Annotated in this window: 29 protein-coding genes and 1 riboswitch; of the genes, 15 read left to right on the top strand and 14 right to left on the bottom strand. The window is 71.2% G+C overall.

What is annotated here, in order from left to right; all coding sequences use genetic code 11:
- Position 1: 1 nt before the first annotated feature.
- The 15 genes from VFY73_RS22905 (at position 2) to VFY73_RS22835 (ending at position 11,745) form a co-directional block, all read left to right on the top strand.
- A complete protein-coding gene (locus VFY73_RS22905) occupies positions 2–1,120 on the top strand; it encodes a hemin-degrading factor (RefSeq protein WP_329723143.1) in 1,119 nt (372 codons plus the stop codon).
- Complete coding sequence (locus tag VFY73_RS22900) at positions 1,117–1,977, top strand: heme/hemin ABC transporter substrate-binding protein (protein ID WP_329723141.1); 861 nt, start codon at positions 1,117–1,119, stop codon at positions 1,975–1,977. Before VFY73_RS22905 ends, VFY73_RS22900 begins: the two co-directional genes overlap by 4 nt.
- A complete protein-coding gene (locus VFY73_RS22895; RefSeq protein WP_329723139.1) occupies positions 1,974–3,032 on the top strand; it encodes an iron ABC transporter permease in 1,059 nt (352 codons plus the stop codon). Before VFY73_RS22900 ends, VFY73_RS22895 begins: the two co-directional genes overlap by 4 nt.
- A 9-nt stretch (positions 3,033–3,041) precedes the next feature.
- Complete coding sequence (locus VFY73_RS22890; protein WP_329723137.1) at positions 3,042–3,881, top strand: ATP-binding cassette domain-containing protein; 840 nt, start codon at positions 3,042–3,044, stop codon at positions 3,879–3,881.
- Positions 3,878–4,708 (top strand): ChaN family lipoprotein, encoded by an 831-nt coding sequence (locus VFY73_RS22885; RefSeq protein WP_329723135.1) that lies wholly within the window; start codon positions 3,878–3,880, stop codon positions 4,706–4,708. The genes VFY73_RS22890 and VFY73_RS22885 overlap by 4 nt, the downstream gene beginning before the upstream one ends.
- 203 nt (positions 4,709–4,911) lie before the next feature.
- A complete protein-coding gene (locus VFY73_RS22880) occupies positions 4,912–5,394 on the top strand; it encodes a GNAT family N-acetyltransferase (protein WP_329723133.1) in 483 nt (160 codons plus the stop codon).
- A complete protein-coding gene (locus VFY73_RS22875; protein ID WP_329723131.1) occupies positions 5,391–5,918 on the top strand; it encodes a GNAT family N-acetyltransferase in 528 nt (175 codons plus the stop codon). Before VFY73_RS22880 ends, VFY73_RS22875 begins: the two co-directional genes overlap by 4 nt.
- 43 nt (positions 5,919–5,961) lie before the next feature.
- Complete coding sequence (locus VFY73_RS22870; protein ID WP_329723129.1) at positions 5,962–6,522, top strand: GNAT family N-acetyltransferase; 561 nt, start codon at positions 5,962–5,964, stop codon at positions 6,520–6,522.
- Positions 6,519–7,589 carry a DUF2157 domain-containing protein gene (locus VFY73_RS22865; protein ID WP_414654514.1) on the top strand — a complete coding sequence of 357 codons (1,071 nt, stop codon included), beginning with the start codon at positions 6,519–6,521 and terminating at the stop codon, positions 7,587–7,589. The genes VFY73_RS22870 and VFY73_RS22865 overlap by 4 nt, the downstream gene beginning before the upstream one ends.
- A gap of 5 nt (positions 7,590–7,594) precedes the next feature.
- Positions 7,595–8,023, top strand: coding sequence for a GFA family protein (locus tag VFY73_RS22860; protein WP_329723125.1), 429 nt, complete (start codon positions 7,595–7,597; stop codon positions 8,021–8,023).
- Positions 8,023–9,288, top strand: coding sequence for an amidohydrolase family protein (locus VFY73_RS22855; protein ID WP_329723123.1), 1,266 nt, complete (start codon positions 8,023–8,025; stop codon positions 9,286–9,288). The genes VFY73_RS22860 and VFY73_RS22855 overlap by 1 nt, the downstream gene beginning before the upstream one ends.
- 170 nt (positions 9,289–9,458) lie before the next feature.
- Positions 9,459–9,893: a YeeE/YedE family protein gene (locus tag VFY73_RS22850; protein ID WP_329723121.1), complete on the top strand. Its 435-nt coding sequence runs from the start codon at positions 9,459–9,461 to the stop codon at positions 9,891–9,893.
- A 9-nt stretch (positions 9,894–9,902) separates the two neighbouring features.
- Positions 9,903–10,325, top strand: a complete 423-nt coding sequence (locus VFY73_RS22845) for a DUF6691 family protein (protein ID WP_329723119.1) — start codon at positions 9,903–9,905, stop codon at positions 10,323–10,325.
- Positions 10,322–11,005, top strand: coding sequence for a phytanoyl-CoA dioxygenase family protein (locus VFY73_RS22840; protein WP_329723117.1), 684 nt, complete (start codon positions 10,322–10,324; stop codon positions 11,003–11,005). Before VFY73_RS22845 ends, VFY73_RS22840 begins: the two co-directional genes overlap by 4 nt.
- 11 nt (positions 11,006–11,016) lie before the next feature.
- Positions 11,017–11,745: an alpha/beta fold hydrolase gene (locus VFY73_RS22835; RefSeq protein ID WP_329723115.1), complete on the top strand. Its 729-nt coding sequence runs from the start codon at positions 11,017–11,019 to the stop codon at positions 11,743–11,745.
- Between the two features lie 51 nt (positions 11,746–11,796).
- Here the strand turns inward: VFY73_RS22835 and VFY73_RS22830 are convergent, their stop codons facing one another.
- From VFY73_RS22830 to VFY73_RS22765, 14 genes are all read right to left on the bottom strand, one after another.
- Positions 11,797–12,381 carry a histidine phosphatase family protein gene (locus tag VFY73_RS22830; RefSeq protein WP_329723114.1) on the bottom strand — a complete coding sequence of 195 codons (585 nt, stop codon included), beginning with the start codon at positions 12,379–12,381 and terminating at the stop codon, positions 11,797–11,799.
- On the bottom strand, positions 12,378–13,205 hold the full coding sequence (cobS, locus tag VFY73_RS22825; RefSeq protein WP_329723112.1) for an adenosylcobinamide-GDP ribazoletransferase: 828 nt from the start codon (positions 13,203–13,205) through the stop codon (positions 12,378–12,380). Before cobS ends, VFY73_RS22830 begins: the two co-directional genes overlap by 4 nt.
- Positions 13,202–14,245 (bottom strand): nicotinate-nucleotide--dimethylbenzimidazole phosphoribosyltransferase, encoded by a 1,044-nt coding sequence (gene cobT, locus VFY73_RS22820; RefSeq protein WP_329723110.1) that lies wholly within the window; start codon positions 14,243–14,245, stop codon positions 13,202–13,204. Before cobT ends, cobS begins: the two co-directional genes overlap by 4 nt.
- A 9-nt stretch (positions 14,246–14,254) precedes the next feature.
- Positions 14,255–15,100, bottom strand: a complete 846-nt coding sequence (locus VFY73_RS22815; RefSeq protein WP_329723108.1) for a cobalamin-binding protein — start codon at positions 15,098–15,100, stop codon at positions 14,255–14,257.
- 33 nt (positions 15,101–15,133) lie between these two features.
- The gene (locus tag VFY73_RS22810; RefSeq protein WP_329723106.1) at positions 15,134–16,624 is read right to left on the bottom strand and encodes a cobyric acid synthase; all 1,491 of its coding nucleotides are present in this window, start codon (positions 16,622–16,624) and stop codon (positions 15,134–15,136) included.
- Positions 16,621–17,700, bottom strand: a complete 1,080-nt coding sequence (locus VFY73_RS22805) for an aminotransferase class I/II-fold pyridoxal phosphate-dependent enzyme (protein WP_329723104.1) — start codon at positions 17,698–17,700, stop codon at positions 16,621–16,623. The genes VFY73_RS22810 and VFY73_RS22805 overlap by 4 nt, the downstream gene beginning before the upstream one ends.
- Positions 17,697–18,617 (bottom strand): adenosylcobinamide-phosphate synthase CbiB, encoded by a 921-nt coding sequence (cbiB, locus tag VFY73_RS22800; RefSeq protein WP_329723102.1) that lies wholly within the window; start codon positions 18,615–18,617, stop codon positions 17,697–17,699. Before cbiB ends, VFY73_RS22805 begins: the two co-directional genes overlap by 4 nt.
- Positions 18,614–19,312 carry an adenosine nucleotide hydrolase gene (locus VFY73_RS22795; protein ID WP_329723100.1) on the bottom strand — a complete coding sequence of 233 codons (699 nt, stop codon included), beginning with the start codon at positions 19,310–19,312 and terminating at the stop codon, positions 18,614–18,616. Before VFY73_RS22795 ends, cbiB begins: the two co-directional genes overlap by 4 nt.
- Before the next feature lie 129 nt (positions 19,313–19,441).
- Entirely contained in the window at positions 19,442–20,011 is a 570-nt protein-coding gene (gene cobO, locus VFY73_RS22790; RefSeq protein ID WP_329723098.1) for a cob(I)yrinic acid a,c-diamide adenosyltransferase, read from the bottom strand.
- Between the two features lie 14 nt (positions 20,012–20,025).
- Positions 20,026–20,802, bottom strand: a complete 777-nt coding sequence (locus tag VFY73_RS22785; RefSeq protein WP_329723096.1) for an ABC transporter ATP-binding protein — start codon at positions 20,800–20,802, stop codon at positions 20,026–20,028.
- The gene (locus tag VFY73_RS22780; RefSeq protein ID WP_329723190.1) at positions 20,799–21,782 is read right to left on the bottom strand and encodes an iron ABC transporter permease; all 984 of its coding nucleotides are present in this window, start codon (positions 21,780–21,782) and stop codon (positions 20,799–20,801) included. The genes VFY73_RS22785 and VFY73_RS22780 overlap by 4 nt, the downstream gene beginning before the upstream one ends.
- 74 nt (positions 21,783–21,856) lie before the next feature.
- Positions 21,857–22,744: a helical backbone metal receptor gene (locus VFY73_RS22775; protein WP_329723094.1), complete on the bottom strand. Its 888-nt coding sequence runs from the start codon at positions 22,742–22,744 to the stop codon at positions 21,857–21,859.
- Positions 22,741–23,295, bottom strand: coding sequence for a bifunctional adenosylcobinamide kinase/adenosylcobinamide-phosphate guanylyltransferase (locus tag VFY73_RS22770; RefSeq protein WP_329723092.1), 555 nt, complete (start codon positions 23,293–23,295; stop codon positions 22,741–22,743). Before VFY73_RS22770 ends, VFY73_RS22775 begins: the two co-directional genes overlap by 4 nt.
- A gap of 21 nt (positions 23,296–23,316) precedes the next feature.
- On the bottom strand, positions 23,317–25,206 hold the full coding sequence (locus VFY73_RS22765) for a TonB-dependent receptor domain-containing protein (protein ID WP_329723090.1): 1,890 nt from the start codon (positions 25,204–25,206) through the stop codon (positions 23,317–23,319).
- A 125-nt stretch (positions 25,207–25,331) separates the two neighbouring features.
- A riboswitch (cobalamin riboswitch) is annotated at positions 25,332–25,585 on the bottom strand.
- Positions 25,586–25,613: the final 28 nt, after the last annotated feature.

Genomic DNA, 25,613 nt, shown 5'->3' with positions numbered 1-25,613 from the left:
GATGAACGCCCTGCTCGACCCCATCGGTGACACGTCGGCCGATGCCCACGCCCGCCTGCGCCGCGCCTTCGCCGAGGGGCGCCAACCGCCGGCACGACGCCATCGCGACATCGCCGACGATCTGGGCGTCGGCGAAGGTGAATTGATCGCCGCCCATGCGACGGCCTTCGACCTCGACGAATCCCCGTTGCGCGCGCAACGCCTGCGCGCCGAGTGGCCCATGATCATGCAGGCGCTGGAAAGCCTGGGCGACGTGACGGCGCTGACGCGCAACGCCTCGTGCGTGCACGAGAAGGTCGGCACCTACCGCGGCGCAAGTGTCGATGGCGCCGTCGGCCTGGTGCTCGGCGGCGCGATCGACCTGCGTGTGTTCTACGCCCACTGGGCCCACGGCTTCGCGGTGCGCGAGCACACGCCGCGAGGCTTGCAGTGCAGCCTGCAGTTCTTCGACGCGCACGGCACCGCGATCCACAAAGTCTTCCTGCGCGACGTGGACAGCCGGGCCGCCTACGACCGACTGGTCGAGCAGTTCGCCGACAACGAGGCCACCGAACCGGGCATCGCGCCGAAGCCTGAGCTGGCAACCAGGGCCGAGACGCCCGATGCCGAGGTCGATGTCACCGCCTTCCAGGCCGCCTGGGCGGCGCTGCGCGACACGCACGAGTTCTTCGGCCTGCTGCGCCGCCACGGCCTCAGCCGCACCCAGGCGCTGCGCCTGGCCTCGCCCGAGTTCGCGCAGGCGGTGGAGCCCGGCACGGCGCAAGAGCTGCTGCTGCGCGCCGCGCAACAGGGCCTGCCGATCATGGTCTTCGTCGGCAACCCCGGCATGATCCAGATCCACAGCGGCCCGGTGCGCCGCGTCGAACTGATGGGCCCCTGGCTGAACGTGCTGGACCCGGGCTTCAACCTGCACCTGCGCGAAGACCATATCACCAGCGCCTGGCTGGTGCGCAAGCCGACCGTCGACGGGCTCGTCAGCTCGTTGGAGTTGTTCGACGCGGCCGGCCGCACGATTGCGATGTTCTTCGGCGAGCGCAAGCCCGGCCAGGCCGAGCGCTGCGAATGGCGGGAGCTGCTGGCCAGCCTGGCGGACGACGCCAGCGCACGGTGCACGCCATGATCACGCGGCGCCATCTCGTCCAAGGTGTCGGGCTCGCGTTCGCCGCGCCCTGGGGCCGGGCCGCCGCGCCGGCCACGCGTGTCGTCAGCATCGGCGGTGCGGTCACCGAGACGGTCTATGCGCTCGGCGCGCAGGGCCTGCTCGTCGGCGTCGACACGACTTCGCTGTACCCGGCCGCTGCCCGCGCGCTGCCCAATGTCGGCTACGCGCGTTCGTTGTCGGCCGAGGGCGTGTTGTCGCTGGCACCGACGCTGGTGGTCGCCGGCGAAGAGGCCGGCCCGCCGGCGGTGCTGCGCCAACTCGAAGCGGCCAAGGTGCCGGTCCAGGTGCTGGCGGCAGACCACAGCGTGGCCGGTGTGGCCGAGCGCACACGACAGCTCGCGGCGCTGCTGGGCCGCGAAGACGCCGGCCGCGCGCTGGCCGCGCAATTGCAGCGCGACGCGCAGGCCGCGTCGGCCAAGGTGGCGGCGCTGTCCGGGCCGGCGCCGCGCGTACTGTTCATCCTGGCGCATTCGATGAGCCAGGTCCGCGTGGCCGGCCAGCGCACCGCGGCCGACGCGATGCTGCGCCTGGCCGGCGCGACCAACGCGCTGAGTGGTTTCGACGGCTACAAGCCGCTGAACCCGGAGGCCGCGATCGCCGCCGCGCCGGACGTGCTGCTGGTCACCAACCAGGGCCTCGAAGCGGCCGGCGGCATCGACGGTCTGTTGCGCGCTCCGGGCCTGGCCGCCACGCCGGCCGGCCGCGCACGCCGCGTGGCCAGCCTGGACGCGTTGTGGCTGCTCGGCTTCGGCCCGCGCCTGCCGTCGGCAATGACGACGCTGGCCGAAGCGCTGCGCGGCGGCGCGGCACGATGACCCCGTTGCACACCCTGGTCCGGTTGCCGCGCGATCAGGGCTGGCCGCTGGGTGCCGGCACCGCCGTGCTGGCCTTGGTGCTGGTGCTGCTCGCCGGCACGGTGCAGCTCGGCGCCGTGCCTGTCAATGCTGCCGACTGGGTAGCCCCTTGGCGCGTCGAGACGATGAGCGGGGGCGCCCAGGTGCTGTGGCAGCTGCGGGTGCCGAGGGCGCTGTTGGCGCTCGGTGTCGGCGCCGGGTTGGGCCTGGCCGGCACGCTGGCGCAAGGCCTGTTTCGCAACCCGATGGCCGACCCCGGGCTGCTCGGCATCACCAGCGGTGGGGCCTGTGCCGCAGCGCTGGTGCTGACGCTGTTCGCCGGCGCGCACACCCCCGTGCCCGAGGTGTGGCGGCCCTGGGTGCTGCCGGCCGCGGCGCTGGCCGGCGGTCTCACCGTCTGCTTCGGGCTGGACCGTCTGGCGCGCTGGCTGACACCCGGCTCGGTCGCCGGCCTGCTGTTGACCGGCCTGGCGCTGAACGCGCTGACGATGGCGGTGGTGGGCTTGTGCAGTTTCCTCGCCACCGACGAGCAGTTGCGCAGCCTGAACTTCTGGACCCTCGGCTCGCTGGCCGGTGGCCACTGGGGCGTCGTGGTCGTGCTCGGCGCGGTGCTGGTGCTGGCGCTGCCCGCCAGCTTGCACCTGTCCAACGGCCTGAACGCGCTGGCGCTGGGCGAGGCGGCGGCCGGTCATGTCGGGTTGGACGTGGCACGGTTGCGTGCGCAGGTGATCGCGCTGGTCGCACTGCTGTGCGGCCTGTCGGTGGCCTGGTGCGGCGTGATCGGCTTCATCGGGTTGATGGCGCCGCACCTGGCGCGCCTGCTGGTCGGTGCCGACCAGCGCCGCCTGCTGCCGCTGGCCGCCGGCCTGGGCGGCGCCTTGCTGCTGGCGGCCGACACGGTGGCCCGCACGATCGCGCTGCCGGCCGAAATCCCGGTCGGCATCTTCACGGCGCTGCTGGGCGCGCCGCTGTTCCTGGCCATGCTGCGCGGCGCTGCGCGCAGCGGCACGACCTGACCTCTCACGATGCTCGCTGACACCCTGCCCAGCACCACCGGCACACCCATCGTCGCCACCCCATTGCTCGCGCTGCGCCGCGCCGAGCCAAGCCAGGGCGCGCGTCGCTTCGGGCCCTTCGACGCCGAGCTACAGGCCGGCGAACGGATCGCGGTGCTGGGCCCCAGCGGCGCCGGCAAGTCGACGCTGCTGCGGCTGATGGCCGGCGAGCTCGCGCCCGGCACCGGCCAGGTGCTGGTCGACGGCCGGCCGCTCGGCGCCTGGCCACGTGCCGAGCTGGCGCAACGCCGTGCCGTGTTGCCGCAATCGCATGCGGTGGCTTTCGGGTTGCCGGTCGCGCTGGTCGTCGGCCTGGGCCGCCTCGCGCGGGAGCCGGACCCGGCCCGACCCCAGATCGTGCGCGATGCGCTGCGGGCGGCCTGCGCGGCGCACCTGCATGGGCGCCGTTTCGACAGCCTGTCCGGCGGCGAGCAGGCCCGGGTGCAATTGGCCCGCGTGCTGGCGCAGCTGTGGGACGTCAACCGAGGGCTGCTGCTGGTCGACGAACCGTTGGCCGCGCTGGACCCGGCCCTGCAGCTGGAGCTGATGGACACCTTGCAGGCCTACGCCCACGCCCGCGGCCATGCGCTGGTCGCCGTGCTGCACGACCTGGGCCAGGCGCTGTCGTCGTTCGATCGTCTCTGGCTGGTGCGCGATGGCCACCTGATCGACGACACGCAGCCCGCCGGACTGGCCGCCCTGCCGGCGTTGGAGCGGCTGTATGGTGTCGGCCTGCACGGCGTGCCGCTGCCCGATGGCAGCATTGCGGTCGCGCCGCGCCGCAGCGCCGGTACCCGCCAACGCCCATGAAGACCTCACGGACCCTGTCGCGCCTGTTGCTGGCCCTGGCCCTTGCCGGCTGCGCGCATCCCCCACCCACGCTGCCGCCCGGCTTGGCCGACGCACGCTTCGTGCTGCTGGGTGAGGTGCACGACAACCCGCGTCACCATCGCCTGCGCGCCGAATGGCTGCAGGCCCTGCTGGCCGATGGCCGGCCGACGCGGGTGGTGTTCGAACAGCTCGATGCGACACGCGACGCCGCGCTGAACGATGCCCGCAATGCCACGCCCGCCGACAGCCACGCGATCGCCCTGGCCGGCGGGCTGGACGGCAAGGCCTGGCGCTGGCCGCTGCACCAGCCGCTGTTCGACGCGGCACTGGCCGGCCGGGCCGAGCTCGCCGGCGGCAACCTGCCGCGCGAGCGCATCCGCGCCGTGGTGCGTGAAGGCTCGGTGCCAGCCGGTCTGCGCCCACTGCTCGACGCGCCTGGCTGGACCGCTCAGCAACAGCGCGACGCCGAAGCCGACATCGCGCAAGGCCATTGCGGCGCGCTGCCGGCAGCGCAGATCGCACCAATGGCCCTGGCGCAGCGTGTGCGCGACGCCCGCATGGCCCAGGCGATGCTGGCCGCGCCAGCCGGCAGCCGCGTCGTCCTGATCGCTGGCAATGGTCACGTGCGACGCGACCGCGGGGTGCCGCACTACCTGCGCGCCGCTGGCGTGCCGAACTCGGCCATTGTTGCGGTCGCGTTGGTCGAAGAGGGGGACAACCCGTCCGTGGGTGCTTACGATCAGCTGCAGCAGACGGTGCGCGAACCGCGGCCCGACCCCTGCGAAGCCTTCAAACAGGGCGGTTGAACCCCTAAGGTGGAGGGCAGCCGGTGGCGGCGCGTTGCCAGAGCCGGCGCCAGCGTCTAGTATCGCGCCGGCGTCTTCACGCTAACGTCCGATTCGGGCGCACCCCATGAGCCGTTGTTCGCTGCTGGCAGCGGGCCGGGTCCAGGTCGAGCGATTTGCAGACGCCGGCCCATGCACCCGCCCCGACCGCCCGAGACAGCCGAATGATCCCCGCGATCCACATCACCGAACTGTTCGACGAGCGCCTGCAGGATGCCCGGGCCTTTCTGCGCCGGCAGGGCCGGTTGCCGGCTGATTTTGCGCAACCGCCATGTCGCTACTGGGCCGCCTGCGACAGCGACCAGATCGTCGGCACCATCGGTCTCGAATGGCAGGGCGCAGCCGGTCTGGTGCGGCTGGCGTTCGTGCGGCCCAGCCACCGTTCGCGCAGGCTGGGCCTGGCGCTCTACCACCGGCTTGCCTCGGACGCGCTGTGCATGGGCTTGACCGAGCTCTACCTGTTCAGCACCGGTGCCGGGGGCTACTGGCGGCGGCTGGGCTTCGCCAGCTGCCCGGTGGCCGAGGCAGCCGGCAAGCTGGCCAACACGCCGCAGGTGCGCGACCACACCGCGCGCAACACGCTGCACCATGAACAGGCCTTTCATCGCAGCCTGCTGACGCGACGCATGGAGGCGGCGCCCGCATGACAAACGGCAACGGGGCCCGGCTGAGCTTCAGGCCGCTGCGAGCCGACGACCTGCCGCTGCTGCACGGGTGGCTGGCGCGGCCGCATGTGCGGCAATGGTGGGGCGAACCATCGTCGCTGGCCGAGCTGGCCGAAGACTTCTTGCCGAAGGCGAACGACCAATCCGGCACGCGAGGCTTCATCGCCTTGCGCGGCGGCGAGTCGATCGGCTTCATCCAGCGCTACGTGGTGATGGGCTCGGGCGATGGCTGGTGGGAAGACGAGGCCGACCCCGGCGCCCGCGGCATCGACCAGTTCCTGGCCCACGCCGATCAACTCGGCCAAGGCCTGGGCAGCGCGATGGTGCGGGCCTTCGTCGCGCAGCTGTTCGAGGACCCGGCGGTCAGCAAGGTCCAGACCGATCCGTCGCCGGACAACGAGCGTGCGATCCGCTGCTACTGCCGGGCCGGCTTCGAGCCGCTGGGCGAAGTCGCCACGCCGGACGGACCGGCCTTGCTGATGGTCTGCCGGCGGCCACCGCGATGACATGCCTTGCCGTCATCGGCGGTGTTGGCATGATGCCGCCTTGATGACCATCACGAGACTGACCCCGGCCGACGCCGAAACCTACCGCACGCTGATGCTGCAAGGCTATGCGCTGCACCCCGAAGCCTTCACCGCCAGCGTGGCCGAGCGCGGCCCGCTGCCGATCAGCTGGTGGCACCAGCGGTTGCAGCCCGGCGCCGACGCGCGCGAGAGGGTGCTGGGCGCCTGGATGGGCGGCGAGCTGGCCGGCGTCGCCGGCTTGTCATTCGAGGCGCGTGAACGTTCGCGCCACAAGGCCACGCTGTTCGGCATGTACGTGCCGCAGCAACACCGTCAACGCGGGCTGGGCCGGCAGCTGGTGCAAGCGGTGCTGGCCGAGGCAGCGCAGCGGCCCGACACGCTGCTGGTGCAGTTGACGGTCACCGCCGGCAATGCGGCGGCGCAGTCCCTGTACGCCGCCTGCGGCTTCGTGCCGTTCGGCACCGAGCCGTTCGCGGTCCAGCTGGGCACGGGCTTCGTCGACAAGGTCCACATGTGGTGTGACCTGGGCAAGCGGCCGGGCTGGTCTTCTTCGAACAGCGCCCCCCATACAACGAAGGGATGACCGTGCAGATCACACCCACGCTGCTCGACGACGCCGCTCGACGCGGCCTGCTGAGCACCGAGCAAGCCCAGGCGCTGTGGGCCTTTCTGGCCGAGCATGAGCGCGAACGCGGCCACGACACGCCCAGCTTCAAGGCTGCCCACATCCTGTACTACCTCGGCGGCCTGATCGCGATCGGCGCGATGACGCTGTTCATGACGCTGGGCTGGGAGACCTTCGGCGGCGGCGGCCTGCTGGTCGTGTCGATCGTTTACGGCGTGGCCGCGCTGCTGCTCACCGAATACCTGCTCGAGCGCCAGCACCTCACGCTGCCGGCCGGCATCACCGCCGTGCTGGCCGTGGTGATGGTGCCGCTCGCCGTCTACGGCGCACAGAACGCACTGGGCTTCTGGGCCGACGGCAGCCATGCGGGTGCCTACCGCGACTACCACCGCTACATCGACTGGCGCTGGCTGGTGATGGAGTTCGCGACGCTGGCCGCCGCGGCCATCGCGCTGTGGCGCTACCGGCTGCCCTTCCTCGTGATGCCGGTCGCGGTGACGCTGTGGTACATGAGCATGGACCTGACACCGCTGCTGCTGGGCGCCGATGACACGAGCTTCTTCTCCGATCTCGGCCGGTTCGTCTCGCTGTGGTTTGGCCTCGCGATGACGCTGCTGGCCTTCTGGGTCGACCTGCGCTCGCGCCACACCAAGGACTTCGCGTTCTGGCTCTACATCTTCGGTGTGCTGACCTTCTGGGGCGCCTTGAGCAGCATGGACTCGGGCAGCGAGTTCGGCAAGCTCATCTACTGCGCGATCAACGTGTTGATGATCGCGATCGGCGCCGCGCTGTCGCGCCGCATCTTCGCAGTCGTCGGCGGCCTGGGGTTGGCGGGTTACCTCGGCCACCTGTCGTACTCGGTCTTCAAGGACAGCCTGCTGTTCCCGTTGGCCTTGACGGCCATTGGCCTGGCGGTGGTCGCTGTGGGCATTTACTGGCAGCGCCACGAAGCGGCGATCGGCCGGCGGCTGCGCAGCAGCCTGCCGGCGCCGATGCGCGAGCTGGTCGAACAACGAAGGGGCTGACGGCGATGATCCGAGGTTCGTGTTTGTGCGGTCAGGTGCGCTATCAACTCGATGGCGCACCGCAGTTCATCAACCACTGCCATTGCTCGATGTGCCGCAAGGTGCACGGCGCGGCTTTCGGCAGCTTCCTGCATGCCGACGGCGCCGGCTTTCGCTGGACCGCCGGCGAGGAGCTGGTGAAGACCTACGAATCATCGCCGGGCAACCTGCGGGCGTTCTGCACCGGCTGCGGGTCGAACATGCCGGTGCTCGAGGACGAGGGCTCGCATGTGATCATCCCGGCCGGCGGGCTGGACGACGACCCCGGCGTGCGGCCAGTCGTGCACATCCACGTCGCCTCGAAGGCATCGTGGTCGACGATTGGTGACGGGCTGCCGCAGTTCGACGCGTTCCCGCCCGACGAGTTCGGGGCGCCCTACACGAAGGAAGACTGATGCACGCCTGGCTGAAGCAGACCATTCGGGTGCTGGCCAGCGCCTGGCTGTGCGCCGCGAGCATGCCGGCAATCGCGGACGAACTGGCGATCGTCGGCGCGCGCCTCTACACGGCACCGGATGCGGCGGCAATCGAACGTGGCACGGTGCTGGTGCGCGACGGCCGCATCGCCGCGGTCGGCCCGACGGCCGACATCGCCGTGCCGCGGGGCGCGGCGGTGGTCGACGCCCAGGGGGCAGTGCTGACAGCCGGCTTCTGGAACAGCCACGTGCACCTGCTGCCGCCACCGTTGCGCGATGCACGGCGGGCCACCGCGCCCGAGTTGGACGCCGCGCTGCAGGCGATGCTGACGCGCTGGGGCTTCACCGCCGTGTTCGACATTGGCTCGCTGCCGGGCGGGGCACGCGCGTTGCGCCGCCGCATCGATACCGGCGAGGTGGCCGGCCCGATGATCCTGACGACCGACGCGCTGTTCTTCCCCGAGGGCGGCACGCCGATCTATGTGCGCGAGTTGTTCCAGCAACTCAACGTGCCGAGCATGGAGGTGGCCAGCGCCGCGCAGGCGCAGTCCCGCGCGCGCCTGCAATTGGCCGACGGCGCCGATGGCGTGAAGATGATGGCCGGCGCCATCGTCGGTGGCCCGGTCGGCGTGCTGCCGATGGACCGGACGATCGCCGCCGCACTGGTCGACGAGGCCCACCGGCAGCACAAGCCTGCCTTTGCCCACCCGACGACGCTGCAGGGGCTGGACATCTCGATCACGAGTGGTGTCGACGTGCTGGCCCACCCAACGCCGACGGAGGGCCCGTGGAGCCCCGAGCTGGTCAAGCGCCTGACCGATCGCCGCATGGCGCTGACGCCGACGCTGACCCTGATCGAGATCGAGCTGAAGAACGACAGCGCACCACCGGACGTCGTGCAGCGCTTCGTCGCGGCCGGCCAGCAACAGGTAGGCGCCTTCGCCCGCGCCGGTGGCCAGGTGCTGTTCGGCACCGACGTCGGCTACATCGAGTGGTTCGACACGCGGCGCGAATACGAGCTCATGGCCGGTGCCGGGCTCGACTGGCGGGCGATTCTCGCCAGCCTGACGACCGCGCCGGCCGAGCGCTTCGGCCACGCCGCACGCAAGGGCCGAATCGCTGTCGGAATGGACGCGGACCTGGTGTTGCTGCGGCGCGACCCGGCCACCGATCCGGCTGCGTTCGCCGACGTGAAGACCACGTGGCGCGCGGGTCGCGTGATCTACGACGCGCGCGCCCGCTGACGCTTCGCTCGAGGCGGCGGTGGGCGACTCCACGCACAATTCGACCAGGCCCTCGCGACACCTGTCCTGCCATCGGCATCGCGCCCACCGCCTGCCACGCAGGCATGATCTCGCCAACTATGGCCACCCAGGCCGCCACGTGGTGCAACCCCTCCCGATCCGACGACGCCATGACCATCGACTGGAACGCATTCACCCCCGGGCCCGCATTCGCCGGCGGGGCGCTGATCGGCATCGCGGCGGCGATGCTCGTGCTGCTCAACGGCCGCCTCGCCGGCGTCAGCGGTGTGCTCGGTGGGCTGCTCGCGCCGGTTCGAGGCGACATCGCCTGGCGGGTCGCCTTCGTCGGCGGGCTCATCGCCGCTCCGGTGCTGTACCAGTGGGCCTGGGGGCCGGTCCACAGCCAGATCGACGCCGGTTTCGGCACGCTGGCCGCAGCAGGCCTGCTGGTCGGCATCGGCACCCGCTACGGCTCAGGCTGCACCAGCGGCCATGGCGTGTGCGGCCTGTCGCGGCTGTCGCTGCGCTCGCTGGTCGCGACGCTGACCTTCATGGCGGCCGGCTTCGCGACAGTCTTCCTGATGCGCCATCTCCTGGCCGGCTGAGGCACTGTCATGGTCGCGATGCTCGCTGCCCTGCTCGCTGGCGTGGTCTTCGGCTGGGGCCTGCTGGTCTCCGGCATGGCCCAACCCGCCAAGGTGCTCGCGTTCCTGGACCTGGCCGGAGCCTGGGACCCGTCGCTGATGCTGGTGATGGCCGGCGCCATCGCAGTGGCGTCACCGGCGTTTGCGCTCGCCCGCCGACGCCGCTCGTCGCTGCTCGACCTGGAGACGAAGCTGCCCGCGACCGGCCGCATCGACCGCCGCCTGATCGGGGGCAGCCTGCTGTTCGGCATCGGCTGGGGCCTGGTCGGCCTGTGCCCGGGTCCGGCGCTGGTGGCGTTGGGCACCGGTCAAGCCCAGGCCCTGGTGTTCGCGCTGGCGATGCTGGCGGGCATGGGGGTTTTCGAGTGGCTCGAACGCCGCGCGGCCCGATGACATCGCCAACGCCTGACGACTTCCACCGAGACGGCTTCGTTGCGCTGCGCGGCGTGCTGCCGCACGACGAGTGCGAGGCCGTCGCGCAGAGGCTGGGCCTGAGCGGCAGCGGCAGTGCCGGCACCCGCTGCCTGCTGTCGCATGCCTGGTGCGCCGCACTGGCGCAGCGGCTGGGCGGACAGGCGTCGATCGCACCGCACCTGCCCCGCGGTGCCAAGGCGGTGCAGTGCACCTACTTCGAGAAGTCGAGCACCCGCAACTGGCTGGTACCGGTCCACCAGGACCTGAGCATCCCGGTCGCGGCGCGGGTCGACGCACCGGGCTGGCGCGGCTGGTCCGAAAAGGAAGGCAGCCTCTTTGTGCTGGCGCCGGTACAGGTGCTGGAACAACTCGTCGCGGTGCGGGTGCATCTGGACGAATGCCGTGCGATCGACGGGCCGCTGCGCGTCGTGCCCGGCAGCCATCGGCGGGGTCTGCTGGCCGATGACGAAGCCTCGCGCCTGCGGGCCAGCTCGACGGAGGTCGTCTGCGAAGCCGACCCGGGCGACGCACTGCTGCTGCGTCCGCTGCTGCTGCATGCCTCGTCCAAGGCCAGCGGTCGCAGCCGGCGCCGTGTGCTGCACTTCCTGTTCGGCCCACCCGAGCTGCCGCAGGGTCTGCACTGGCAGCACGCGGTGTGACACCGGCCACGTTGACCAGCACCGGGGTGCCACCCGCCGCGCGGCGCACGACCCACCTGGTGCTCCTGCCGGGCATGGACGGCACCGGCCAGTTGTTCGCACCCTTGGCGGCGGCGCTGGGCCCCGCATTCACGCTGCAGATCGTGCGCTACCCGGTCGATCGGCCGGCGGGCTACGCGGACCTGGTGTCGATGGCGCGGTCCGAGCTGCCACGGGACCGGCCCTACGTGCTGCTCGGCGAGTCGTTCTCGGGGCCGATCGCCGTCACGCTGGCGGCCGAAGCGCCGGTGGGCTTGAAGGCGCTCGTGCTGTGCTGCAGCTTCGTGCGCTCCCCTCACCCCTGGATGGCCTGGCTGCGGCCGCTGGTGGGGTGGCTGCCGGTAAAGGCGCTGCCGGTGCGTGTGCTGGCCTGGTCACTGTTCGGCCGGGCGTCGAATGCGGCCTGGCGGTCGACCCTGACCCGGATCCTGGCGCCGGTATCGCCTGCCGTGATGCGGGCACGGCTGCGCGCCGTGCTGGCCGTCGACGTCTCCCCCGCATGGGCGCAGGTCGCGGCGCCCACGCTGTGCCTGACGGCGGCCGAAGATCGCCTGGTGCCCGCCGCGGCGACCCGCTGGCTGACATCGCTGAGGCCGGGTGTGCAGGTCGTCGACCTGCCCGGGCCGCACGGCCTGCTGCAGGTTGCACCGCACGGCGCGGCCCGGGCGATCCAGGCCTTCGTGTCGTCACTGGCCAAGTAGAACGCGCACCCGCAGCGGAACGGCGGCCGGGGCCGGAGCACCCACCCAGGTTCAAGGCCCGGCCGGGTTGTCTTCTGCAGCGCGCAGCACCATGCACTCGCCATAGTGCGGCGCTGGCGGCCAATAGGCGGCGCGTGGCGCACGGCCGTCCGGATGCTGCTGTTGCCAATGCCGCGCCAGCAGCCAGCCCCCGTGGGTGACAACGCAGTGGGCGTCGGCCGGCCGCCAGGCAGCGGCACGTTCCAGCAGTTGCACGAGCGGCTCGCCGCCGCCGGGTGCATGACGGTGAAAGTCCGCGCACCAGGCGTCGATCTCGCTGACGGCGATCATCGGCCAAGGCTGGCCGTCCCAGGCGCCGAAATCGACTTCGATCAGGGCCGTGTCGATGCGGTGCACCCAGCCCCAGTGTCTCAGCCAGCGCCCGACCGCGGCGCAGCGTCGCAAGGGCGACGTGGCCACGATGCGCGGCAGGTGGTGAAGGCGTGCCCATCGGCGGATGCGGTGCGCCAGGCGCTTGGCGCGACGAGGGTCGATGGGTAAGTCGGTGCGGGCACCGATACAGCGGCCTTCGGCACCGTGCGGACGCGGATGGCGCCAGGCGTAGACCAGCGCCGGCGCATCGGCCGCCGTCGTCATGACGACCCGACGCGGGCGACCAGCACCAACAGCACCGCCAGCTCGGTGAGTTGTTCGGTGGCGCCAAGCGTGTCGCCGGTGTAGCCGCCGAGGCGGCGCGTCAGCCAACGCTGCATCACCACCACCATCAGCACCGTCGCAGCCAGCGCTGCGGCCAGGCGGCCCGCTGGCAGCGCCATGCTCGCCAGGGTGGCCGCCACCAGGGACCAGGCCAGCGTCCAGCCAAGCTCGATGCGGCCGACCGACTGCGCCAGCGGCTTGGCCTTGGCGTGCTCTGCATCGCCGGCATACGGCAGCCAAGCCATTAGCAACACCGCCGCACTGCGGCCCCAAGCAGCCGAAAGCACCAGCGCCGCGACGGCCAACCCGGTGTCGCGTGCGATCAGCTCGGCCCACAGCACCGCGCGGCCGGCCAGCGCCAGCACCAGGGCCGCGGCGCCATAACTGCCGATGCGCGAGTCCTTCATGATCTGCAGTGCGCGCTCGCGCGAGACCGCGCCTCCCAGCGCGTCGAAGCTGTCAGCCAGGCCGTCTTCGTGGAAGGCGCCGGTCAGCGCCAACGAGGCTGCCAGCGCGATCAGCGCCGCCACCATCGGCGGCCACCCCCACGCTGCGCCGGCCAGGACGAGCGCACCGAAGGCGCCGACCAGGCCGCCGACGAGCGTGAAATGCCGCGCCGACTGGTTGAGCCAGTCGGGCTGGTAGCCGACCCAGCGCGGCGCCGGCATCCGTGTCAGGAATTGCAGCGCGACGAAGACCAGGCGCAGTTGATGCTGCAGCTGGTCGCGCACGGTCGCCGCGGCGCCGATGGGCGCAGGCGTCATGCCGCGCCGTCGCGGTCGCTGACACCCGCTGTTTCGAAGCTGGCCATCTCGGCCAGCAGGCGGCATGACGATTCGATCAACGGCCAGGCCAGCGCCGCGCCGGAGCCTTCGCCCAGGCGCAGCCCCAAGTCGAGCAGCGGCCAGGCGCCCAGCTGCACCAGCCAGCGGGCATGGCCGCTTTCGGCCGAGGCATGGGCGAAGACGCAGCGCTGCAGCACCGCCGGCGCCAGCGCCGCGGCCACCGCCACCGCGGCGGTCGTGATGAAGCCGTCGACGACGATCAGCCGGCGCTGCTGTGCGGCTTGCAGCACCGCACCGGTCATCGTCGCGATCTCCAGCCCACCGAGTGCGGCCAGCGCTTCCAGCGGCGTCTGCGCGTAGGCGTTGGCCTGCAGCGCCTGCGCCAGCACCGCGAGCTTGCGCGCCAGACCGGCGTCGTCGAGCCCGGTGCCGCGGCCGACGCAATCGGCCAGCGGTTGGCCGGTCAGGCGCGCCATCAGCAGGCTGGCTGCCGAGGTGTTGCCGATGCCCATTTCGCCCAGCAGCAACACGTTGCCGGGCAGGTCACGCACCAGCGCGGCGCCGTGCGCCATTGCCAGTTCACGCTGGGTCGCGCTCATCGCCGGGCCGAGGCTCACGTCGTCCGAGCCGGGGGCGACCTTGGCCACCACCAGCCCGGGCCGCGGCGCGAACTCGTGCCGCACGCCGCAGTCGACCACCGTCAGCGCCAGGCCATGCTGGCGCGCCAGCACCGACACCGCGGCGCCGCCGGCGAGGAAGTTCTCGACCATCTGCCAGGTCACGTCGCTCGGGTAGGCCGACACGCCACGCGCGGCGATGCCGTGGTCGGCTGCAAACACGACCAGCTGCGGGGCTTCCAGGTGCGGGTTGTCACGTCCCTGAACCAGCGCCAGCTGCAACGCCATCGATTCGAGCCGGCCCAGCGAACCCAGCGGCTTGGTCTTGCGGTCGATGCGGTGCTGGACACGACGCGCCAGGGTGTCGTCGTGGATGTCGGCAATGTCGAAGGTCAGGCTCATGGTGTGGTGTCAGGCGTTGGTCGGGTGGATGGCCGGCAAGCGGGCATGCGCCGCCCAATCGGCGAACAGGCGGTGCAGCTGTTGCAGGCCGTCGGTCAGCGCGGCCGGGCCGGGCTGCAGGATGTCGCAGGATTTGATCTCGTGCAGCCGGCTGTCACGCACCGCCGGCACGTCGCGCCAGCCTTCACGTGCGGCCACGTGCTCGGGCCGGAACTTCTTGCCGCACCACGAGCCGACGATCACGTCGGGTGCGCGGCGTGCCGGCTCCAGCGCGTCGGCGACGACGCGGTCGCGGCCCATGCGCTGCTGCGCCAGCTCGGGGAACACATCGTCGCCGCCGGCCAGGCCGATCAGTTCGGAGACCCACTGGATGGCGCTGATCTTCGGCTCGTCCCATTCTTCGAAGTACACGCGCGGCCGGCGTGGCCAGCCCTGCGCCACGGCGGCCAGCGCGTCGGTGCGCTGCTGCCAGTCGGCGATCCAGGCCTCGGCCTTGGCGTGTGCGCCGACCAGGCCGGCCACCAGCCGCATCGTGCCCAGGATCTCGGCCACGCTGCGCTGGTTGGTGATGAAGACGTTCAGGCCGGCGCGGATCAGCTTGTCGGCCAGCGCCGCCTGCATGTCCGAGAAGCCGATCACGAGGTCGGGCTCGAGCGCGACGATCTTGTCGATCTTGCCGTCGAGAAAGGCCGAAACGCGGGGCTTCTCCTCACGTGCGCGGCGCGGCCGCACGGTGTAGCCGGAAATGCCGACGATGCGCTGTTCCTCGCCCAGCAGGTACAGCCACTCGGTGGTCTCTTCGGTCAGGCAGACGATGCGTTGGGGGCCGGCGTTCGGGCCGATGGGCTGGCTCATCAAGTCAACAACTCAAGGGGTCGGATCAATCGCTCAAACAGAACTCAGCAGCTGCTGCAGCGCAGCGGGCGCGAAATGGGTTTCGACCATGTCGGCCAGCACGTCGAAGCTGTCATCCAGGCTGCGCACCTGGGCGCCGAACAGCGCTCGCAGCACGCTGGCCGATTCGAACAGGCCGTGCAACGTGGTGCCCAGCACCGGGCCTGCCTGCCACGCCAACGTGCGGCCGTCGACATCGTGCAGCACCGCGTGGCCGGTGGCGTCGCCCACCGGGCGCGTCACGCCATGGCGGATCTGGTAGCCCGACAACGTGACACCGCCGAGCGGCGCCCAATGACCACCGGGCGCTTCGAAACGAGCGCGCGTGCGCTCGACCTGCTTCGGCGCTTCGTAGTGCGTGGCCAGCGGCAACAGGCCGAGGCCGGGCCAGTTGCCAGCCTCGCCATCGACACCGGCCGGATCGGCCAGCGACTGGCCCAGCATCTGCAGGCCGCCGCACACGCCCAGCAACGGGCGGCCCGAGGCCGCATGCAGTCGCACCATGCGGTCCAGCCCCTGGCGGCGCAGCCACGTCAGGTCGCTGCTGACCTGCTTGGAGCCCGGCAGCACGATCCAGTGCGCACCGTGCAGGTCGGCCACGCTGCGCGCCCAGACCACCCGCAGCCCCGGCACCTGGCGCAGCGGCTGGAACTCGTCGAGGTTGCTGACATGCGGGTAGGCAACGATCGCGACCACGCGCGGTTCGGCCGCGCCTGCCGCCGCAGCCGTCGGCGCATGGTCGAACACGCCGTCCTCATCGGGCAGGCCATGGTCGCGCCGCATCGGCAAGGTGCCGATCGTCGGCACGCCGGTCAGGCGCTGCAGGTCGGCCGGCCCGGGCGCCAGCAGCGACGCATCGCCGCGGAACTTGTTCAGCACGAAACCGCTGAGCGTGGGCTTGAGGTCTTCGGGCAGCAACGCCCAGGTGCCGTGCAGGTGGGCAAAGGCGCCGCCACGGTCGATGTCGGCCACCAGCAGGCTGCGCAGGCTGCCGGCGTCGCGTGCCCAGCGCGCCGTGCCGAGGTTGACGTAGTCGTTGGCTGCGAGGTTGATCTCGGCCGGTGAGCCGGCCCCTTCGATCACCAGCAGCTCGTGTTGGCTGCGCAGGCGCTGGAAGCTGTCGTGTGCGGCCAGCGCCAACTGGTTGCTGCGTTCACGCCAGGGCATGCGCGACAGGCACGGCGCCACGTTGCCGTGCAGCACCACCTGGCTGGCAGTGTCGCGCTCTGGCTTGAGCAACACCGGATTCATGTCGACTGTCGGCGCAATGCGCGCAGCCAAGGCCTGGAAATACTGGGCAGCGCCGATCTCGCCGAAGCCGGACTGCGCACCCGCGACGACGCGCGCGTTGTTGCTCATGTTCTGCGCCTTGAACGGCGCGACATCGATGCCGCGCCGCGCCGCCCAGCGGCACAAGGCGGTCGCGAGCAGACTCTTGCCGGCACCGCTGGAGCAGCCCCAGACCATGATCGCGCGTGGCTTCATGCATTGCCTTTCGTCGAGCGGGGGGAGGAAGAAACCGGTTGGCGCAAGGCGCCGATGGCCTCGGCCAGCGCGCACAGCGCATCCGGCGGCATCGCATTCAGCCTGACCCAGCCGGGCAGGCCGAACGAGCTGGTGTCGCGCACCGCGATGTCGCGCTCGCGCAGCGCATCGACGGTGACGCCGGGCGGCAGCTGGGCGCAGACGAATGGCGTGACGCTGGGCCAGACCACCGCGCCGGCATCCTGCAACACCGCCAGCAGTTGCTCCTTCCAGCCGCGCAAGGTGTCGCGCTGGCGGGCGAGCCAGTGTTGCGCGCCGTCGCTGACCCAGGTTTCCAGCATCGCCACTGCATGGGCACCCAGCGGCCAGGAGGGCTCCGCCGCCACCAGCGCCTCGACCCAATCGGCGCCGGGCGCCCGGCCCTCACGCGGGGCAATGGCATACGCCCCGCGCACGCCGGGCAGGCCTAACGCCTTGTTCGGACTGATCAGCTCGAACACCGCGTCCCGCGCGGCGCCAGCCCAGGTGCCTCGGCCGTGCAGGCGCAGCGGCGCGTAGGCCGCGTCGAGCACCGTCGTGCACTGGCCCAGGTCGGCCGGCGGCGGTGCATCCAGGCCCAAGGGGCTGGACGGGTCGCAGCACCAGCGCAGCGTCGGCCGCTGGCCGGCGCGCGGGCCCTCCTGGCCACTGATGCACAGCGTACGACCGTGCGCCCGCGCCGCCGCAGCGTAGTCGCCGTAGGCCTGCTCCGGCACCACCACGGGCCCTGGAGCCAGGCGCGCGCCGACGACGGTGATCCGCTGGATGAACTCGCTCGCGCTGGCCGCCGGCAGGATGCGCGCCGGTGCGACGCCGTGCCAGGCCGCCAGCCGTTCGCGCAGCCGCTGGTAGCTCGGGTCGGGGTAGCGGGTCGCGTCGACCTGGCGCAGCGCCGCATCGGCGGCAGGGCACGGCCCGGCGGCGTTGGCGTTGGTCGAGAAGTCCCAGCGCGCGGCGCCGCGCGCATCGGGGCCGCCATGCGGGCGCACTGGCGTGCGGGCGAGCATCGGGGCAGCGGGTGCGCGCGATGGGCTCATGACCACAGGCTCCGCGCACACCACAACAGCGTGGCGCCCGCAGCCGCCGTCACCGCAGCGCGGCCGGCGACATCCAGCGCCTGCACCACGTGCGATTCGCCGGGCACCGCGCCTGCGGGATGCAGCAAGTAGATTCCCGTCTTGCCGAGGCGAACGTTCAGGCGCATGGCCATCGCCCCCATCGCCCAGCCGCCATTGGGCGACGGCGTGCGCGCGGCCTCGGTCCGCAGTGCGCGCCAGGCCGCCGGCACCAGCGTGGGCCACAGCAAGACGGCGGTCAGCCGGGCCGGCCACCACGACAACAGGTCATCGGCCCGTGCGGCCCACTTGCCGGCCCATTCATAGCGGCCGCGGTAGCCCCACATCGCATCGGCGGTGTTGGCAAAGCGGTAGACCACCGCGCCGGGCAAGCCGGCGACCGCGAACCAGGCCAGCGGCGCGATGACCGAGTCATTGAGGTTTTCAGCCAAGGTTTCGATCGCAGTTTCTCGAATCTGGACGTCGCCAAAATCATTCACGTCGCGGCTGACCAGCCGTGATAGACGTTGACGTGCGGGGTTCAGGCCGCCACGCATCAAGGCGTTCTCGACGGCGGCCACTTCGTCGCGCAGCATGCGCCACGCAAAGCAGGGTTTGAGCAACAGGCCCAACAGCAGCAGGGCCACCCATCCGGGGCTGTGGTTGAGCAACGACAGCTGGACCCACCACGCCGCCGCACCAAGCGCCGTTGCGATCACCAGCCAGGCGATCGCGCCGGCGACGAAGGCGGCCGCGGGTGACCAGGTACTGAACCTGTGGCCCATCGGACCGAGCAGCAAACCTAACCACGCGACTGGATGAAACCGATTACGCGGCTCACCGAACGCGGCATCCAGGCCCCAGGCCAGCGGCAGCGCCAGGGCGATGGCCCAGTTCATGTGCGCATCATCAGCACCGGCGCCTGAAACACCAATTCAGTTGGTGACAACGGTGGTTGTGATGCAACACGGCGCCGCACGCCGCCGGCCAGCACCAGGGGCCGCGCAAAACCAGGTCCGTCCCAGACAAAACTGTGGAACTCGCCGTCTTCGCCGCAGGGGCAGACCCCGGCAGGCAGGCGCGCCAGAAAGGCCTCGTCGTAGTCGACGCCGCAATGGCTCTCGTCGAGCCATCGCGTGTCGACACAGACGATGCGGGCGCGAATGCCACGCGCGATGATTTCGCGCGCAACCGCATCGCGCGACAGGCCCCACAGTGGAAACACCGCTTGCAGTCCGGCGCGTTCACAGGCCGGCTCGAGCCAGTCGCGGTGGGCCTGCAGGTCGATGTCGCCAAACACCATGTGCGTGTGCCCCGCGGCACGCAGCAGCGCCAGTTGTGCGGCGAAGCCACTGCCGTAGTCGCCGGGGCCGACGACGGCCGGCTGCCACGTGCCGCCGAGCACCGCGACCTGCGCCGCGATCAGCTCGCGCGGCAACGCATGGCTCTTGCTGAGGTCGTCGGTGTCGAGCATGGTCAGGAACGTGCACACATCCAGACCGGCCTCGCGTGCACGCAGCAGCGCGAGGCACGAGTCCTTGCCGGCGCTCCAGCTGACCGCAGTCTTCAACGGTGTGCTTGGGGCAGTTGTCATCTCAGTTGCTCCGTCAGACTGCCGAGGTTGTGGCGGCAGGGCGGCGGCGGTGCCCCCGTTCCCTGGGCCACCCGCCACGCGCGACCCCTTGGCAGATGGACTGCAACACAGCCACGTCGCAGCTTCACTTCAGTCCTCGATGCCACGCTGCGCTGGCACGCCGGCCGCGAAGTGGTGCTTGACCAAAGTCATCTCCGTCACCGTGTCGGCCACATCGATCAGCTCCTGCGGCGCATTGCGGCCGGTCAGCACGACGTGCACGTTGGCCGGCCGCTCGCGCAACGCGGCCAGCACGGGATCCAGCGGCAGCCAGCCGTAACGCAGCGGGTACATGATCTCGTCCAGCACGACCAGGAAATGCTCGCCGGCGCGGATCGTGGCTTCGGCCCGCGCCCAGCCTTCGCGGGCCAGCTGGGCCGAGTGCTCCAGGTCCTTGCTTTTCCAGCTGAAGCCGTCGCCCAGGCCTTCGATCGGCACGCCGAGCTGCTCGAACAGCCGGTGTTCGCCGAAGCGCGCGCTCGGCACCTTCATGAACTGGTAGATCTTGACCGGCTTGCCGCGGCCATGGGCCCGCAGCGCCAGGCCGAAGGCTGCCGTGCTCTTGCCCTTGCCGTCGCCGGTGTGGACGATGACCAGGCCGCGCCGTTCGCCGTCGGGCTTGTCGCTGCCGCGTTCTGTCGGGGGTGTTTCGATCTGCATGGGTGGCTCGTCGTTCAGTCGTCCAGCCGCGGCAAGGCCACCGGCCGGCCGCTGCGCGTGGTGTCGATGTGGATCGCGTGGTCGAAGCTGGCTTCCAGCGCCGCGTGCAAGGCCGGGTCACCTGGCACGCCGTCGGCCTGCAGCGTGCCGTCGCGCAGCACCAGCACGCGGTCTGCGCGCAATGCCAACGTCAGGTCGTGCAACACGCTGACCAGGGTGTGGGTGGCAGCCAAGCGACGCATCAGCAGGGCCAGTGCCACCTGGTGCGGCGGATCGAGGTGGGTGGTCGGCTCGTCGAGCAGCAGCGCCGGCGCGCCGGTGGCGAGCGCACGCGCCAGCAGCACCCGCTGGCGCTCGCCACCGGACAGTGCATGCAGGCGCCGCACGCCCCAGGCTTCGCACTCGGTGGCGCGCATCGCCGCATCGACCGCCGCTTCGTCGGCCGCGGTCGGGGCGGCGAACAGGCCGAGGTGAGCCAGGCGACCGAGCTGCACGGTTTCGCGCGCGGTCAGCTCGCCGGTCACCGCGCTGGTCTGGGCCAGCCAGGCAATGCGGCGGGCACGCTCGCGCGGTGGCAAGCCCAGCAGCGGCTGCCGGCCCAGCTCGACCCGCCCACTCTGTGGCGGCAGCAACCCGGCCAACGTGCGCAGCAACGTCGACTTGCCGGCGCCGTTTGGGCCGACGATCGCCGTCCAGCCGCGCTGCAGGCGGCACGACACGTCGCGCAGCACCGGGCGGCCACCCAGTTGCACGCTCAGGCCCTGCGCGCTGAGGCTGTCGTGGTGGTTCATTCGCTGGTCCGCCGTTTCAGCAGCCGCATCAGGTAACCGCCGCCGATGACGGCCGTCAACACGCCCACCGGCAATTCTTGGGGCGCGATCAGGCTGCGCGCCAGCACATCGGCCGCGAGCAGCAACACGCCGCCCATCGCTGCACTGGCCAGCAGCGTGAAGGCCTGCGGTGCCGGTGCGTGGCGGCGCACCAGGTGCGGCGCAACCAGGCCGACGAAGGCGACCAGCCCAGCCTGCGACACCGCCAGCCCGGTGGCCAGCGCCAACAGCCCGACCAGCACCAGGCGGATGCGTGGCAGGTCCAGCCCTAAGCTGGCGGCGCTGTCCTCGCCCAGCGTCAACGCATCCAGCGCGCGCGCATAGCGGTGCGCCAACGGCAGCGCAACCGCCATGCCGGCGACCAGCACCCCAACACTGCTCCAGCCCAGGAAGCCCGTGCTGCCGAGCATGAAGCTTTGTTTGCCGCGCAGCGCCTCGGGCGACGCGGTGGTGACCAGGTCGCTGACAGCGCCCAGCACCACCGCCACCACCACACCAGACAACAGCAATCGCATCGGCGCATGAGCACCACGCGCCAGCATCAAGGTCAGCAGCAAGCCGCCGAGCGCGCCGACGAACGCCGCAAGCACCATGCCCAGGCGCGCCAGCCACTGCGCCGTCGCCAGGCCGATGCTGAGGCCGCCCAGCGAGGCACCGGCCAGCAGCAGCACCACCGCCAGGCCGGCGCCGGCCGCGGTGCCCAGCAGGTACGGGTCGGCCAGCGGATTGCGGAACAGGCCTTGCGCGATCGCACCGGCCAGGCCCAGCAACGCGCCGACGCCCCATGCCCCCAGCGTGCGCGGCACGCGGATCTGGCCCAGGATCAGCATCGCCTGGTCACCCTGCGCATCGGCCACCAGCGCCGACCATGACAGTCCGGAAGGGCCGGCCGCGAGGCCCAGCAGCGCAAGGCCGACGGCCAGCCCCCACAGCGTCATCATCAGCCGGCGCCGGCGGGTCGCATCGGCGTGTGCTGGTGTGGCGACCGCGTCCGCAGCGGGCACGAGCGTGGCGCTCACCTGGTTTCCTTTGCGGCGCCGGGCAACCCGGCCACACAATCGGCCAGCGCAGCGGCCGCCTCGCCCATGCGAGGCCCGGGACGGATCAGCAATTCGTAGCGCTCGGCGGTGAAGCCGCAGGCCTGTTGCGGCAGGGCCTTCAGCGCTCGCCAGCCGGGCCGGTCGGCCATCGACTGCAGCGCCTGCTGCGATGCGATGACGATGTCGGGCTGCGCCCGCACGACGTACTCGGGGTTCAGGCGCGGGAACGGCTCCAGCTCGGGCGGCACGATGTTGCCCAGGCCCAGCTTGACCAGCGTCTGGCCGATGAACGACGCCGCGCCGGCGGCGTAGGGATCTGACGCGACCTCGAAATACACCTTCTGCCCGCGGTGCGCCGCGGGCACGCGGGCCGCTGCGCGGTGGAACTCGGCCTCGATGCCGTGCCACGTGCGCTCGCCTTCCGCCGGCGTGCCCAGCAACTGGGCGACCAAGCCGAGCGATCGCCGCACGTCGGCATGGGTCTGCGACTCGACCAGCACCACGCGCACTCCCAGGCTTTGCAGGCGCTCGGTGACGCGCACCGACTTCGCCGCCAGCACCACGTCGGGCTTCAGCGCGACGATGCGCTCGACCTGCGCGTCTTCGAGCCCGCCCAGGCGCGGCAGGTGCTTGATGCTGTCGGGCCAGTTCGAGTAGCGATCGACCCCGACCAGCCGCGCGCAACCACCGAGGGCGCAGACGCTTTCGGTCAGCGATGGCAGCAGCGTGACGATGCGTTGCGGCGGCGCGGTCAGGCGGTGCTCGGCACCGCCGTCGTCGCGCAGCACGATCGGCGCCGCGGCCACGCCGGCGGCCAGCCACCCGCCGATCAACGCCGCGAGAAGACCGCGACGAACCGTCATGGCCGTTTCACCGGCATCTCGATGCCAGCGACCATCAGCGTCACGCTGACGCACACCAACGCGACACGCTGGTGCAGCTGGCCCAGCGAATCGACGAACTGGCGTCCTTCGGCGCTCAGCGGCGCGAGGCCCAGCGAGATCTCGTTCGAGACCAGCACGACCGGGCCCGGCGCGGCACGCAGCGCGTCGCACAGCGCAGCCTGCCGCGCCAGCCAGGCCGCATCCCCCAGCGCCGGGCCGGACAGCGGCATGCGCAGTTGCGTCAACCACAAGGTCAGGCAATCGACCACCAGCAACCGACGCGGCGCGCTGTACTCGCGCAGCGCCTGCGGCAGCGCATAAGGCACCTCCAGCGTTGCCAGTTTGGGCACACGCCGCGCACGATCGACCTGGTGACGCGCGATGCGTTGCTGCATCTCCACGTCGCCCGGCAGCGCCGTCGCGATCAGGCAGGCCTCGCGTGCCGCGCTCTGGTCCAGCCAGTCGGCCGCGCGCTGCTCGGCACAGCGCGACTTGCCGCTTTTCTGGCCGCCGAGGATCAGCTCATGCATGGTGGGTTGGTGTCGATGCGGTCAGCGGCGCGCCGACCAATCCCAGCGCACGCCAAGCCAGCCTTGGCGACCCGGGGCCTGGTAGTCGCGCGCGGGATGCACGGTCTCGTCGGTGGCGTTGAGCACCTTGGCTTCCAGCGTCCAGCCCGGGGCAAACTGCCACTGGGCCTTCAGGTCCACCGTGGTGTCGGCCGGCAGTTGGTAGCCGTCGCCGCCCTCGGGCCGTTGACCGACGTACAAGACCGAGGCGCCCCATCGCCAGTCGCCCTGCACCCAGTCGGCGCTCACGCTGTACTGCTGAGCCGCGCGGCGGATCAGCCGCTCGCCGGTGGATGCGTTCTTCGCGTCAACGAAGTCGGCCAGCGCGCGGAACTGCCAGTCGCGCCATTGAGCACCGCCGTTCAACGTCAGGCCTTGCAGGCGAGCGCGCGAGATGTTGGCCGCACAGCCGTAGTCGTACATCGGGTCTGGCGGGCACACGCTGCGGTCGCCACCAAAGTCCACCTCTTGGAAGCCGATCAGATCGCGAACCCGGTTCTGCCACACGGTCGCGGAGACATCAAAGCCCGACCACTGTCCGTCGATGCCCAGTTCGATGCTGCGCCCCTGCTCGGGCCGAATGCTGAACTCGCCATTGCCCGGCGGTACGCCGTAATACGGGTAGTACAGATCGTTGAAGCTGGGCGCACGGAACGATGTCCCGGCCAGCGCGCGGACTCGCCACCCCGCAGCGATAGCGACCGAGCCCCCGAGGCGCCCGGTCGTGACCTCATCGTAGGCCGAGTTCTGGTCGCGCCGGAGATCGGCCTGCAGCTGCACCGGCCCCAGCGTGCCAAGGTAGGCCAGGACCAGCGCATGGTTGTCACGCTTCTCGTCCTGCACGAACGCGGAAGAATGGGCCTTCTCCGTCAGGCCTTCGTACGCCACCGTCAGGCTCTGGCCGGCCTCGGGGCGCCATGTCAGCTGCGCGTCGAATTGAGCGCGGCGTGTGCGGTACTGGTCGATCGTGGTGCCACCACTGCGCAGGTCGCTTTCTTGTGTCGATGCACGCAGCGTGCTGGTCCACGCGCTGCCCCACTCTGCGTGATAGTCGAGCGCCGCACTGTGCGTATCCAGCTTGCCGTGGAAGTCCGGCGATGCGTCGGTCGTGAAGTCGGGCAGATACTCGGTGGCGTCGTAACGTGCGTCGAGCTTGCTGCTGATCACACTGAAGCCGAGCCGGTGACCCGCGGCCGGGCGCCAACCGAGTTGCGCGGTGCCGGTGGTGCGGCGCGAGCCATCGCGATCGGGGTTGTAGCGGTGATAGCGGTCGTCGGGCAGCACGTTCGACACGCCATCAAGCTGTTCGTGGGCCACTGACATCGCGGCGTCGACTTCGCCAAATCGCCCGTTGGCGGCGGCGCTGCCTTCGGCAGCACCGTAGCTGCCTGCCGCCACGCGGAGGCTGGCCTGCGGCGCACCCTCGCCGCGGCGGGTGAAGATCTGGATCACGCCACCGGCGCCGTCGGCCCCATACAGACTGGACGCCGGGCCTCGCAACACTTCGATGTGGTCGATCGAGGCCAGACTCAGCGATTCGAATTCGGCTTGGCCCAGCGTGGCCGAGCCCACACGCACGCCATCGACCAGTACCAGCGTGCCGCTGGTGGCCATGCCACGGATGAACACGTTGGCAGAAGCGCCGGGGCCGCCAGTGCGCGACATCTGCAGGCCGGCATGGCGGCGCAGCAGGTCCTCGACCGAATCGGCGGTGGAGTGGCGGATCTGCTCGGCGTCGATCAGCACCAGATCGCCGGCCAGGCGGTCGGCGGCGGTCGGTTCTCGTGCGCCGGTGACGACGATGCGATCACCGGCGGCGGCATCGGCGACCACCACGGCGGTGGTGATCTGGGCGGAAGAAAGCGCAGGCATGGCACAAGCCAGCGCCAGGGCGGCGCACTGCCGGGGTCGCAAGGAGGACATGGGGGAACGAACGTACTGCAGGCGTGCATGCCGGCTTCCCCGCCGGCTCGCACTTCACAGCGCACCGCATCGAGCGGCGCGCCACCTTGTTGGCCGGTATCCGGGCTGGCGGCGTTGTCCCGTGAACCCTTCCCAGACGCACGGCAGGCATCCAGTGGGTGTGTGTCACGGGCAGAGGGTCGAACGATCCTCTTGCCGCTTACCGTTGCGGGGGCAGCGCAGGTTGGGGTGTTGTCGTCCTGTTGTCAGTTGACGCGACCCGCCCTGCTTCCCGTTGAACTGCGCCGGCCGGAGGGCCGGTGCGAGCACCAACGGGCGGGATGATACCGGACTGCCTCAAGATGGGGCAGCTCCGG

Source organism: Ideonella sp. (assembly GCF_036277275.1).
Lineage (GTDB): Bacteria > Pseudomonadota > Gammaproteobacteria > Burkholderiales > Burkholderiaceae_C > Ideonella.
This window is presented reverse-complemented; position numbering and strand designations above follow the sequence as displayed.

Excerpts from the sequence above, each read along its gene's own strand:
- VFY73_RS22905 (WP_329723143.1), top strand. The coding sequence starts at position 2 with ATGAACGCCCTGCTCGACCCCATCGGTGACACGTCGGCCGATGCCCAC.
- VFY73_RS22900 (WP_329723141.1), top strand. The coding sequence starts at position 1,117 with ATGATCACGCGGCGCCATCTCGTCCAAGGTGTCGGGCTCGCGTTCGCC.
- VFY73_RS22895 (WP_329723139.1), top strand. The coding sequence starts at position 1,974 with ATGACCCCGTTGCACACCCTGGTCCGGTTGCCGCGCGATCAGGGCTGG.
- VFY73_RS22890 (WP_329723137.1), top strand. The coding sequence starts at position 3,042 with ATGCTCGCTGACACCCTGCCCAGCACCACCGGCACACCCATCGTCGCC.
- VFY73_RS22885 (WP_329723135.1), top strand. The coding sequence starts at position 3,878 with ATGAAGACCTCACGGACCCTGTCGCGCCTGTTGCTGGCCCTGGCCCTT.
- VFY73_RS22880 (WP_329723133.1), top strand. The coding sequence starts at position 4,912 with ATGATCCCCGCGATCCACATCACCGAACTGTTCGACGAGCGCCTGCAG.
- VFY73_RS22875 (WP_329723131.1), top strand. The coding sequence starts at position 5,391 with ATGACAAACGGCAACGGGGCCCGGCTGAGCTTCAGGCCGCTGCGAGCC.
- VFY73_RS22870 (WP_329723129.1), top strand. The coding sequence starts at position 5,962 with ATGACCATCACGAGACTGACCCCGGCCGACGCCGAAACCTACCGCACG.
- VFY73_RS22865 (WP_414654514.1), top strand. The coding sequence starts at position 6,519 with ATGACCGTGCAGATCACACCCACGCTGCTCGACGACGCCGCTCGACGC.
- VFY73_RS22860 (WP_329723125.1), top strand. The coding sequence starts at position 7,595 with ATGATCCGAGGTTCGTGTTTGTGCGGTCAGGTGCGCTATCAACTCGAT.
- VFY73_RS22855 (WP_329723123.1), top strand. The coding sequence starts at position 8,023 with ATGCACGCCTGGCTGAAGCAGACCATTCGGGTGCTGGCCAGCGCCTGG.
- VFY73_RS22850 (WP_329723121.1), top strand. The coding sequence starts at position 9,459 with ATGACCATCGACTGGAACGCATTCACCCCCGGGCCCGCATTCGCCGGC.
- VFY73_RS22845 (WP_329723119.1), top strand. The coding sequence starts at position 9,903 with ATGGTCGCGATGCTCGCTGCCCTGCTCGCTGGCGTGGTCTTCGGCTGG.
- VFY73_RS22840 (WP_329723117.1), top strand. The coding sequence starts at position 10,322 with ATGACATCGCCAACGCCTGACGACTTCCACCGAGACGGCTTCGTTGCG.
- VFY73_RS22830 (WP_329723114.1), bottom strand. The coding sequence starts at position 12,381 with ATGACGACGGCGGCCGATGCGCCGGCGCTGGTCTACGCCTGGCGCCAT.
- cobS (WP_329723112.1), bottom strand. The coding sequence starts at position 13,205 with ATGACGCCTGCGCCCATCGGCGCCGCGGCGACCGTGCGCGACCAGCTG.
- cobT (WP_329723110.1), bottom strand. The coding sequence starts at position 14,245 with ATGAGCCTGACCTTCGACATTGCCGACATCCACGACGACACCCTGGCG.
- VFY73_RS22815 (WP_329723108.1), bottom strand. The coding sequence starts at position 15,100 with ATGAGCCAGCCCATCGGCCCGAACGCCGGCCCCCAACGCATCGTCTGC.
- VFY73_RS22810 (WP_329723106.1), bottom strand. The coding sequence starts at position 16,624 with ATGAAGCCACGCGCGATCATGGTCTGGGGCTGCTCCAGCGGTGCCGGC.
- VFY73_RS22805 (WP_329723104.1), bottom strand. The coding sequence starts at position 17,700 with ATGAGCCCATCGCGCGCACCCGCTGCCCCGATGCTCGCCCGCACGCCA.
- cbiB (WP_329723102.1), bottom strand. The coding sequence starts at position 18,617 with ATGAACTGGGCCATCGCCCTGGCGCTGCCGCTGGCCTGGGGCCTGGAT.
- VFY73_RS22795 (WP_329723100.1), bottom strand. The coding sequence starts at position 19,312 with ATGACAACTGCCCCAAGCACACCGTTGAAGACTGCGGTCAGCTGGAGC.
- cobO (WP_329723098.1), bottom strand. The coding sequence starts at position 20,011 with ATGCAGATCGAAACACCCCCGACAGAACGCGGCAGCGACAAGCCCGAC.
- VFY73_RS22785 (WP_329723096.1), bottom strand. The coding sequence starts at position 20,802 with ATGAACCACCACGACAGCCTCAGCGCGCAGGGCCTGAGCGTGCAACTG.
- VFY73_RS22780 (WP_329723190.1), bottom strand. The coding sequence starts at position 21,782 with ATGATGACGCTGTGGGGGCTGGCCGTCGGCCTTGCGCTGCTGGGCCTC.
- VFY73_RS22775 (WP_329723094.1), bottom strand. The coding sequence starts at position 22,744 with ATGACGGTTCGTCGCGGTCTTCTCGCGGCGTTGATCGGCGGGTGGCTG.
- VFY73_RS22770 (WP_329723092.1), bottom strand. The coding sequence starts at position 23,295 with ATGCATGAGCTGATCCTCGGCGGCCAGAAAAGCGGCAAGTCGCGCTGT.
- VFY73_RS22765 (WP_329723090.1), bottom strand. The coding sequence starts at position 25,206 with ATGCCTGCGCTTTCTTCCGCCCAGATCACCACCGCCGTGGTGGTCGCC.